This is a genomic window from Pseudomonas folii (genome assembly GCF_014357575.1).
GTDB classification, from domain to species: Bacteria; Pseudomonadota; Gammaproteobacteria; order Pseudomonadales; family Pseudomonadaceae; genus Aquipseudomonas; species Aquipseudomonas folii.
On sequence record NZ_JACONW010000171.1, the window covers coordinates 1 to 10676 of the forward strand.

9 protein-coding genes are annotated in these 10676 nt (G+C 58.1%); 2 read left to right on the plus strand and 7 right to left on the minus strand.

Features of this window, described 5'->3' with window-relative positions; translation table 11 throughout:
- Positions 1-17 precede the first annotated feature (17 nt).
- Both cysS and H8S59_RS23515 read right to left on the minus strand, forming a co-directional pair.
- Positions 18-1400, minus strand: a complete 1383-nt coding sequence (cysS, locus tag H8S59_RS23510; RefSeq protein ID WP_095100644.1) for a cysteine--tRNA ligase — start codon at positions 1398-1400, stop codon at positions 18-20.
- 9 nt (positions 1401-1409) lie between these two features.
- On the minus strand, positions 1410-3104 hold the full coding sequence (locus H8S59_RS23515; RefSeq protein WP_187522980.1) for a glutamine--tRNA ligase/YqeY domain fusion protein: 1695 nt from the start codon (positions 3102-3104) through the stop codon (positions 1410-1412).
- Between the two features lie 354 nt (positions 3105-3458).
- Here H8S59_RS23515 and H8S59_RS23520 point away from each other — a divergent pair, with 354 nt between their 5' ends.
- Together H8S59_RS23520 and lpxH are read left to right on the plus strand one after the other, a co-directional pair.
- Positions 3459-3962, plus strand: a complete 504-nt coding sequence (locus tag H8S59_RS23520; protein ID WP_027902101.1) for a peptidylprolyl isomerase — start codon at positions 3459-3461, stop codon at positions 3960-3962.
- Positions 3959-4711, plus strand: coding sequence for a UDP-2,3-diacylglucosamine diphosphatase (gene lpxH / locus H8S59_RS23525; protein WP_187522981.1), 753 nt, complete (start codon positions 3959-3961; stop codon positions 4709-4711). The genes H8S59_RS23520 and lpxH overlap by 4 nt, the downstream gene beginning before the upstream one ends.
- A 148-nt stretch (positions 4712-4859) precedes the next feature.
- Here lpxH and H8S59_RS23530 read toward each other — a convergent pair whose 3' ends face one another.
- From H8S59_RS23530 to H8S59_RS23550, 5 genes are all read right to left on the minus strand, one after another.
- Positions 4860-6398 (minus strand): DHA2 family efflux MFS transporter permease subunit, encoded by a 1539-nt coding sequence (locus H8S59_RS23530; protein WP_187522982.1) that lies wholly within the window; start codon positions 6396-6398, stop codon positions 4860-4862.
- 65 nt (positions 6399-6463) lie between these two features.
- Positions 6464-7678: an HlyD/EmrA/EmrK family protein gene (locus H8S59_RS23535; protein WP_187522983.1), complete on the minus strand. Its 1215-nt coding sequence runs from the start codon at positions 7676-7678 to the stop codon at positions 6464-6466.
- A gap of 5 nt (positions 7679-7683) precedes the next feature.
- The gene (locus tag H8S59_RS23540) at positions 7684-9171 is read right to left on the minus strand and encodes an efflux transporter outer membrane subunit (RefSeq protein ID WP_187522984.1); all 1488 of its coding nucleotides are present in this window, start codon (positions 9169-9171) and stop codon (positions 7684-7686) included.
- Complete coding sequence (locus tag H8S59_RS23545; protein ID WP_095100656.1) at positions 9168-9656, minus strand: MarR family winged helix-turn-helix transcriptional regulator; 489 nt, start codon at positions 9654-9656, stop codon at positions 9168-9170. The genes H8S59_RS23540 and H8S59_RS23545 overlap by 4 nt, the downstream gene beginning before the upstream one ends.
- A gap of 263 nt (positions 9657-9919) precedes the next feature.
- Positions 9920-10531 (minus strand): MiaE family protein, encoded by a 612-nt coding sequence (locus H8S59_RS23550; protein ID WP_027902107.1) that lies wholly within the window; start codon positions 10529-10531, stop codon positions 9920-9922.
- Positions 10532-10676: the final 145 nt, after the last annotated feature.

Below are 10676 nucleotides of genomic sequence, written 5' to 3' on the forward strand. Positions count from 1 at the left end.
CAGTCAGCCGTTAGCGATCAATCCGCCAACCGCCAGGTCGTCCCGCCCTTCCCATCTTCCAGCACCACGCCCATGGCGGTGATCTGGTCGCGGATGCGGTCGGACTCGGCCCAGTCCTTGGCTGCACGGGCAGCCAGACGAGCTTCGATCAGTGCTTCGACTTCTGCCGCATCAACCCGACCTTCTGCACCTGCGCGCAAGAAATCATCGGCTTCAAGCTGCAAGACGCCCAACACACTGGCCAGTTGCTTCAAGCGTGCCGCCAAACCGGCTGCAGCCACCAGATCGGTTTCGCGCAGACGATTGATCTCACGGACCATCTCGAACAACACCGCACAGGCCTCAGGCGTGCCGAAGTCGTCGTTCATGGCAGCCGAGAAACGCTCCACAAACGCCTCGCCACCCACCGGCTCGGAAACCGGCAAGCCTCGAAGGGCGTGATAGAAGCGCTCAAGCGCGCTCTTGGATTCCCTGAGACTGTCCTCCGAATAGTTGATCGCGCTGCGGTAGTGGCTGGAAACCAGCAGATACCGCACCACTTCCGGCGAGTACTTTTCCAGCACGTCACGGATGGTGAAGAAGTTGTTCAATGACTTGGACATCTTCTCGCCATTGATGCGAATCATGCCGCAGTGCAGCCAGGCATTGGCGTAGGTCTTGCCAGTGGCCGCTTCGCTCTGGGCGATTTCGTTCTCGTGGTGCGGGAATTCAAGGTCGCTACCACCACCATGAATATCGAACGTCTCGCCCAGGCAGCAGGTGGACATCACCGAGCACTCGATGTGCCAGCCCGGACGCCCGGCGCCCCATGGCGATTCCCAGCTGGGCTCGCCCGGTTTGACGCCTTTCCAGAGCACGAAGTCCAGCGGATCGTCCTTGGACTCGTCTACTTCGATACGTGCGCCAATGCGCAGGTCTTCAATCTTCTTGCGCGACAGCTTACCGTAACCGAGGAACTTGCCGACGCGGTAGTACACGTCGCCATTACCTGGCGCGTAGGCATAGCCCTTGTCGATCAGAGTCTGAATCATGGCGTGCATGCCGTCGATGTAGTCGGTAGCACGCGGCTCCATATCCGGTTTGAGGATATTCAGCCGTGCTTCGTCCTCGTGCATCGCGTCAATCATGCGCGCCGTCAAGGCGTCAAACGACTCGCCGTTTTCACGGGCACGGTTGATGATCTTGTCGTCAATGTCAGTGATGTTGCGCACGTACGTCAGGTCGTAACCGCTGAAGCGCAGCCAGCGGGTCACGAGGTCGAACGCGACCATGCTGCGGCCGTGGCCGAGGTGGCAGTAGTCGTAAACGGTCATCCCGCAGACGTACATGCGCACCTTGTTGCCATCCAGCGGCTTGAAGACTTCTTTGCTCTTGGTGAGCGTGTTGTAGATAGAAAGCACTGAGGCTCCTTAAGACCAAGAATCTCGTAGCGTTACAGTCCGGTTGAATACCGGCTGACCTGGTTTCGAGTCCTTGATGTCCGCGCAGAAATAACCTTCGCGTTCGAACTGGAAACGGTCTTCCGGTTGCGCTTGTCCCAATGAAGGTTCAGCACGACAACCGGTCAGCACTTGCAGGGAATCCGGATTGATGTTGTCCAGGAAGGTCGCACCGTCTTCAGCCTTTTCAGGATTTGGCGAACGGAACAGACGATCGTACAGACGCACTTCGCATTCAACGCTTTCAGCCGCCGGGACCCAGTGCACAACGCCTTTGACCTTGCGGCCTTCAGGGTTCTTGCCCAGGGTGTCCGGGTCGTAAGAGCAGCGCAGCTCGACGATGTTGCCGTCGGCATCCTTGATCGCTTCGTCGGCACGGATCACATAGCTGCCGCGCAGACGCACTTCGCCATTCGGCTCAAGACGCTTGTAGCCCTTTGGCGGCTCTTCCATGTAGTCATCGCGGTCGATGTAGATCTCGCGGGAGAACGGCAGCTCGCGTACGCCGAGGTCTTCTTTCGGGTGACGCGGCAGCTCAAGCTTCTCGACCTGGCCTTCCGGATAATTAGTGATCACTACTTTCAGCGGACGCAGCACGCACATGGCACGCGGCGCGCTGTGGTCCAGGTCGTCACGGATGCTGAACTCCAGCATGCCGAAATCCACTACGCCGTCGGAACGGTTGGTGCCGATCATTTCGCAGAAGTTACGAATCGACTTCGGCGTGTATCCACGACGACGAAAGCCCGACAGGGTCGACATGCGCGGGTCATCCCAACCGTGAACGTGCTTCTCATCGACCAGTTGCTTGAGCTTGCGCTTGCTGGTGATGGTGTAGTTCAGATTCAGGCGCGAAAACTCGTACTGACGTGGCTTGCTTGGCACCGGCAGGTTGTCGAGGAACCAGTCATACAGCGGACGATGGCTTTCGAACTCCAGGGTGCAGATCGAGTGGGTGATGCCTTCGATGGCGTCCGACTGACCGTGGGTAAAGTCGTAGATCGGGTAGATGCACCACTTGTCACCGGTCTGGTGGTGATGAGCATGGCGAATGCGGTACAGGATCGGATCGCGCAGGTTCATGTTCGGCGAAGCCATATCGATTTTGGCGCGCAGAACGCGAGCACCGTCTTCGAACTCACCGGCTTTCATGCGAGCGAATAGATCCAGGTTTTCCTCGACGCTGCGCTCACGGAACGGGCTGTTCTTGCCCGGTTCGGTCAGGGTGCCGCGATATTCACGCGCCTGTTCCGGGGTCAGATCGTCCACATAAGCCTTGCCAGCCTTGATCAGCTCGACAGCCCAGTCGTGCAATTGATCGAAATACTGCGAGGCGTAGCGCACTTCGCCATCCCATTCGAAGCCCAGCCACTTCACGTCGCTTTCGATGGCGTCGATGTATTCCTGGTCTTCCTTGGCCGGGTTGGTGTCGTCGAAACGCAGGTGCGTGACGCCACCGAATTCCTGAGCCAGACCGAAATTCACGCAGATCGACTTGGCGTGACCGATGTGCAGATAGCCGTTTGGCTCAGGCGGAAAGCGGGTCACGATCTTGCTGTGCTTACCCGAATCGAGGTCAGCCTGGACAATCGGGCGCAGGAAATTGGTAGGAATTGCAGGGCCTGCCTTTGAATTCGCAGCGGGGTCTTGAGTGGGCTTGCTCATAGGATCCTTGGACAATACAAGTGCGCGGCCAGGGTAGGCCGACTAAATCAAAGCGCTTATGATAGCCGAAGCTGTCTGGCAGCTGACAGCTCAGGCGAGCGAAAACTACTGCGCTCGGCAATACTGCGTTAAAAACAGGCTCGGACTGCTCATTTAGGTGCCTAAAGTCGATCGCGCCCCGGGCGGTTCTCACCTGTTTTACGTTGTTGCCGTCGCTCGTGACGTTTTCGCTCTGCCTGAGTCGAATGAAACCATCGAGTTAAAAACCCGAAAGAATTATGTAACCACCTCAGTAAACTGCGCGTCTGGGTTATAACGCGTCCATTCACGAATGCCAAAAGAGCGACTTTTGATATGTCCAAAGTAAAATTGACCACCAACCACGGCGACATCGTCCTGGAACTGAATGCTGAAAAAGCGCCGCTGACCGTTGCCAACTTCATCGAGTACGTCAACGCGGGCCACTACGAAAACACCGTTTTCCACCGTGTCATCGGTAACTTCATGATCCAGGGCGGCGGTTTCGAGCCAGGCATGAAAGAAAAGAAAGACAAGCGCCCAAGCATCCAGAACGAAGCTGACAACGGTCTGCCGAACAAGAAGTACAGCGTTGCCATGGCCCGTACCATGGAGCCGCATTCGGCCTCTGCGCAGTTCTTCATCAACGTTGCCGACAACAGCTTCCTCAACCACAGCGCCAAGACCACTCAAGGCTGGGGTTACGCGGTGTTTGCCGAAGTGATCGAAGGCACTGACGTTGTCGACAAGATCAAAGGCGTGTCCACCGGCAGCAAATCCGGCCACCAGGACGTACCGACTGAAGACGTGATCATCGAGAAAGCCGAGATCGTTGAGTGATATTGCTGATCTCCGATCTGCATTTGCAGGAAGAACGCCCGGACATTACCCGGGCGTTTCTGGATCTGATCGCGGGCCGAGCCCGCGATGCTCAGGCCCTGTATATCCTCGGTGATTTTTTCGAGGTCTGGATTGGCGATGATGCAATGTCGCCCTTTCAGCGCTCGATTTGCCAGGCGTTGCGAGAGCTGAGCGATAGCGGCACCCAAATATTTCTGATGCATGGCAATCGCGACTTCATGATTGGCCGTGCCTTCTGTAAAGCGGCTGGCTGCACACTGCTGCCCGACCCGAGCGTTGTTCAATTGAACGGCGAGCCTGTTCTACTGATGCACGGCGACAGCCTGTGTACGCGGGACGAAGGCTACATACGCATGCGCCGTTACCTGCGCAACCCGCTGACCCTTTTCGTGCTGCGCAATCTGCCTAAAAGCACCCGGCACAAGCTGGCGCGCAAACTGCGCAATGAAAGCCGTTCGCAAACCCGCATGAAAGCCAATGACATCGTCGACGTGACACCCGAAGAAGTGCCCGAAGTGATGCAGCAATTCGGCGTACGCACCCTGATCCACGGCCACACCCACCGCCCCGCCATCCATAAGCTGCAGATCGGCGACCAGGCAGCGCGGCGCATCGTGCTGGGTGACTGGGACAAGCAAGGCTGGGCCGTGCAGGTGGATGAACAAGGGTTTCAGCTGGGCGCGTTTGATTTTGTGCCGGAGCCGCAGCTGGCGCTGCCGAATAGCTAGACACGTCGAGATATGAGCTGGTGCGAGTTTCCTGTGGGAGCGGTGCTTGCCCGCGATACATGAGACACGGCCATAAGACGCACCGCGTTATCGTTTATCGCGGGCAAGCACCGCTCACACAGGTCATAGGCGAAGCCTCAAAACCGCATCAATGCCCGCCCCCAGCCGCAGGCCCGGCCTTGGCGGTAAACGGTGGTTTGGCCAGCCAGACCAGCAGAATCAAGCCCATGAATATCCAGCCCAGCAGGTAGAAATAATCCACCGTGGACATCATGTACGCCTGGCTATTGAGGGTCTGCTCAAGTTGCGCATAAGCCGAAGGGCTCGCACCACCCAGTGTGTTCAGCGCTTCGCGGGTCGCGGGCTCGTAAGTGCTGATGTTTTCACTGAGATAAGCATGATGCTGATCGGCACGGCGGATCCAGATCCACGTGGTCAACGATGCCGCGAAGCTACCGCCCAGCGTGCGCAGGAACGTCGCCAGGCCTGAACCATCGGCAATCTGGTTGGGCGGCAAGTCCGACAACAGGATGCTCAACGTAGGCATGAAGAACAACGCCACGCCCGCCCCCATGAACAACTGCACCAACGCGATGTGTTCAAAGTCCACCTCGTTGGTGAAACCCGCGCGCATGAAGCAACTGGTGCCAATCGCCAGGAACGCCAGCCCGGCCAACAAGCGCAGGTCGAACTTGTGTGCGTACTTGCCGACAAAAGGTGACATCAACACTGGCAGGATACCGATGGGTGCCACGGCGAGCCCCGCCCAAGTGGCGGTGTAGCCCATCTGGGTTTGCAGCCACTGAGGCAGCAGCAGGTTGATGCCGAAGAAACCGGCATAGCCACCGACCAGCACCATGGTGCCGATGCGGAAGTTACGGAAGGCAAACAGTCGCAGATTGACGATGGGGTGCTTGTCGGTCATTTCCCAGATCACGAAAACCGACAACGCCACGGCCGAAATCAGCGCGCCGATAACAATGAAATTCGACTCGAACCAATCCAGGTCATTGCCCTTATCGAGCACGATCTGCAAGGCACCAACACCGATAATCAGGGTGATCAGCCCGATATAGTCCATGGGCTGGTAACTGGTCACCACCGGCCGTTTGGCCATTTGCATGCGCACCACCAGAACCGCGAACAGACCGATCGGGATATTGATGAAGAAGATCCACGGCCAGCTGTAACTGTCAGTAATCCAGCCGCCGAGAATCGGCCCGGCAATCGGTGCGACCACCGTGACCATCGCCAGCAATGCCAGTGCCATCCCCCTTTTCGCTGGGGGATAGACCGCAATCAGCAGGGTTTGCGTCATCGGGTACAACGGCCCCGCCACCACGCCTTGCAGCACGCGAAAGCCCACCAGCTCCGGCATCGACTGGGAGATCCCGCACAGGAACGAAGCCAGAACAAACAGAATCGTCGCCCACAGGAACAACTTCACCTCGCCAAAACGGCGACTCAGCCAACCGGTCAACGGCAGCGCAATCGCGTTACTCACGGCGAACGAGGTAATAACCCAGGTGCCCTGCTCCGAGCTGACGCCAAGGTTGCCGGAAATGGTCGGCAAGGCCACGTTGGCAATCGTTGTATCGAGAACCTGCATGAAGGTCGCCAGCGACAGGCCGATGGTACACAGCAGCAGGCTCGGTGGCGTAAATGATGCGGGGGCGTTGGCGCTCATCGCGAATCCCTGAAAACTTGACGCTGCCCCGGCCGTTCAAAGGCCAGGGCACGCGGATTGGCGGATCAGCGCTGAGCAGTCTTGCCGGTCAGTGCGCTGTTTTCATGAATCAGACGATTGATCAAGGCGTCGGCCTCGGCCAGTTGCTGTTCATAGACGTTTGTGCTGAACGAAGCCTGCTTCGGCGGCTGTTGCGCCAATACCGGTCCGCTCTGATCGTGCAGATCGACGTTTACTGTCGTGGACAGGCCGATACGCAGTGGATGCTTCGCCAGTTCTTCTGCGTTGATGTGGACGCGAACAGGAACGCGCTGGACGATCTTGATCCAGTTACCGGTGGCGTTCTGCGCTGGCAGCAAAGCGAATGCGCTGCCAGTACCGGCGCCCAGGCTGTCGATGGTGCCGCTGTATTTCACATCGCTGCCATACAGGTCCGACTCGACTTCCACGGGCTGACCAATGCGCATTTTGCCCAGTTGGGTTTCCTTGAAGTTGGCATCGATCCACAACTGATCCAACGGGATAACTGCCATCAACGCGGTGCCCGGCTGAACGCGCTGGCCCAGTTGCACGGTGCGCTTGGCGACGTAACCGGTAACGGGCGCGATCAGCGTGCTGCGCGCATTGGCCAGGTAAGCTTGACGCAACTGCGCCGCTGCGGCCTTCACGTCCGGGTGCGACGACACTTCAGTGTCATCCACCAACGCGACACTGCTGGCCAGTTGCTGCTGAACATTGCTCAAGGCGCTCTGCGCACTGATCAAATCGTCATGAGCGTGGGAGAGTTCTTCCTGAGAAATCGCCCCGCCAGCGGCCAGACTCTTGCGTCGGGTGTAGTTGTCTTGAGCCTTCTTCACTTCGGCGCGCTGGGCTGCCAATTGAGCTTTCATGCCGTCGACATTGCTGTACAGACCGCGAACCTGACGCACGGTCTTGGCCAGACTGGCTTCGGCGCTTTGCAGACCGACTTCGGCATCCGCAGGGTCAAATTGCAGCAACACCTGACCGGCGCGAACCAGATCACCATCATCCGCGCCAATACTGGTCACGGTGCCGGTGACCAACGGCGTGATCTCCACCACGTTGCCGTTCACATAAGCGTCGTCGGTGTTTTCATTCCAGCGACCATACAGCTCATGCCAGGCCCAGACGCCCAACCCGCCGAGAATGACGATCAGTGCCAGCCCGAACAGGAGCAGTTTGCGCTTGCGCGGGTTGGTGTCTTTTTTACTGTTTTCCGGAGCGTTGCCAGAAGTGTTTTCGCTAGCGGCAGTGGCCATGACGATTACCTTGAGTTAGTCAGCGAAGCAGTTGATGAAGTGGCGTCGGAGGGGCTTTCGCCCTCGAAACCACCGCCCAGGGCTTGCATCAACTGGATCGATAAATCGATTCGTTCGGCGTTGAGATCAGCCAGTTGGCGTTGTGACTGGAGCAATTGCTGCTCGGTGGTCAGCACGTCCAGGTAGTTGCCGATCCCCGAGCCATAACGCTGGGTCACGGTATTGAATGATTGCTGGACCACATCCGTAGCGTGCTGACGAGCCTGAATCTGGCCATCAATGGCACGCAGTTGACCGATGTTGTCGCTGACGTCGCCCAAGGCCCGCACCAGGCTCTTGTTGTATTGCGCCACGGCGAGGTCGTAATCGGCATCGCGCGCGTCCAGATCAGCGCGCAAACGACCGCCATCGAACAGAGGAAGGGAAATGGTCGGGGCCACATTGAAGAAGCGACTGGCGGAGCCAAACATGGCGTCACCCAGCAACGACTCGGCCCCGGCAGCGGCGCTGAGGTTCAGGTTTGGATAGAAATTAGTCTTGCCCGCCACGATGTTCTTGCTCGCGGCTTCAACGCGCCAGCGGGCCGCGACGATGTCCGGCCGACGTCCGAGCAATTCGGCAGGCAATGAAGACGGCAGCGCGATGACCGCAGGCTTGAGCACGTTGGGTCTAGCGATTTCCTGACCGCGGTCCGGGCCTTTACCGAGCAACACTGCCAAGGCGATTTTCGCGCTGCGCAGGTTTTTCTCGGCAGCGATCAGCGCCTCCTGGGAGTTGGCCTCCAGGCTTTCGGTCTGCTGATATTGGTACTGGCTGTCGATCCCGGACTGCAGGCGCTGGTTGCCCAGATTGAGCAACTGCTGCGTGCGCTTGAGATCCTCGGTCGCCAGATCATGAACGATGTAAGCCTGACCTACATCGCTGTAGGCCCGTGCCACATCGGCGGCCAGCGTCAGGCGTGCGGCTTGCTCGTCAACCTCAGCGGCGCGAGCCTGGCCCAAAGCGGCTTCCCAGGCTGCACGCTGGCCGCCCCATAAATCGAAGTTGTAATTGAAGTTCAGTGCGAGGCTGCGCAAGGTGCTGTAGCGCCCGCCCATGCCGCTTGGATCCTGATCCCGGGCCAGGCGTGAGCGACTGACACTGGCATCGGCATCAACCGTCGGCATGCGTGCTGCATCGGCAGCGTAAGCCGACGCCATGGCTTGATGAGTGCGCGCATTGGCGACTTGCATGTCCGGGCTGTCACGCAGGGCTTCGTTGATCAGAGCATCGAGCTGCGGATCGCCGAGGTTTTTCCACCAGTCACGTTTCGGCCAGGCTGCAGGTGAAAGGTTGATGCCTTGCAGGCTGTTTTCAGCTTGAAGCTTGTTTGCGTCAAGGCTTTTGCCTTGGGTGGTCAGGCCGCTGTAGTTGGCGCAACCGGCGATACTCAGGGCGATCAGCAACAGGCTATAGCGCGCCCGCGGCACAGCCCGCGATACAGAAAGGCTCATTCTGCACCTCTGTCTTTGAAACTCAGACGGGTAATGGCGATGTGATCGTTGGCATCGACCAGCACCTTGCTGAGAATTCGCTCCAGACTTGCCACCTCCTCCGCATCCAGCACGCCAAGCAGTTCATTCATGGCTTCAGCGCCAATCTGCGGCAATTGGTCGGTGATGACCCGCCCCTGCTCGGTCAGAACCAACTGAACCTGACGCCGATCCGTGGCCGAACGGGTGCGTTCGATCAGTTGCTTCTGCTCAAGGCGATCCAGCATGCGGGTCATGGAACCGCTGTCCAGAGACAGGTGCCGACACAATTCAGCGGGGGTGTCCGCGCGGAACTGGGCCACGATGATCAAGACCTTGAACTGCGAGAACGTGATGCCATAGGGCACTAATTGCTTGTCGAGGATGCGATCCTTCAGCGAATTGGTACGGCCGATCAGCATGCCCATGATCGTCGACTGCTGATTGTCAGGGCTGAAATGTTTCATGAATCCACCAAATTAGCTGCCTAGGCAGAGAATGTGGCGATATTACTGCCTAGGCAGCAAATGGCAAAGCTTTTATTAGCTTGCTTACTATTTTTTTCTGAATTGGGAGTCTTGCGAAAATCGGTAGGAGCGAACTTGTTCGGGAGGTGGTATGGCTGAAAAATATCAGGGCCTGACACACCCTCTCGCGAACAAGTTCGCTCCTACCGGTTAGCGCGGTAGGCATGTCGCCATAGGTCAGAAAGCAGGTTGAGAGATCGGGCTCAACCGAACGCGGGCACACCGCTGTGGAACCGGAACTCTTCATCCGGGCTTTCGATCAGTTCGCGTTCGGCGAGGCGGACTTCTTCGATCTTGGCGTCAACATCAGCCTTGTCGCCGTAGGTGTAGGCCAGCTTCAGATAGTCCTGGAAATGCCGCGCCTCGGACTTCAGCAGCCCGGCGTAGAACTTGCCCAGCTCTTCATCCAGATGTGGCACCAGACAGGCAAAACGCTCGCAGGAACGGGCCTCAACAATAGCCCCCACAATTAACGCATCGGTCAGGCGATAAGGATTGTGATTGCGCACCAGCTTGCGCAGAGCCCCGGCGTATCGCGCAGAGCTGACGTTGGCCATGGGAATTTCGCGCTTGCGGATAATGCTCAGCACCTGCTCGAAGTGGCGCAGTTCTTCCCGGGCCAGGCGCGACATCTTGCTCAACAGGTCGAACTTGTCGTTGTACTGGAACATGAACTGAAACGCCGCTCCAGCCGCCTTCTTTTCGTTGTTCGCGTGGTCGATCAGCAGGATGTCGAGGTTGCGTAATGCAGCCTGAACCCAACTGTCGGGGGTGCGGCAAAGCAGGAAGGCTTCAATTTCAGGAATCGGGTACATAGGCTCACAAAAGGCCGGACGACAAGGCCGTGCATTATACGAGTGGGACGTGTGTTCGGCGATAGAAATGCGATTTTCCGGGGAGACTCAATGTGTGCGCGCAAGCGGATGTGACGACGTGGGACCGGCTTTAGCCGGGGTGTGG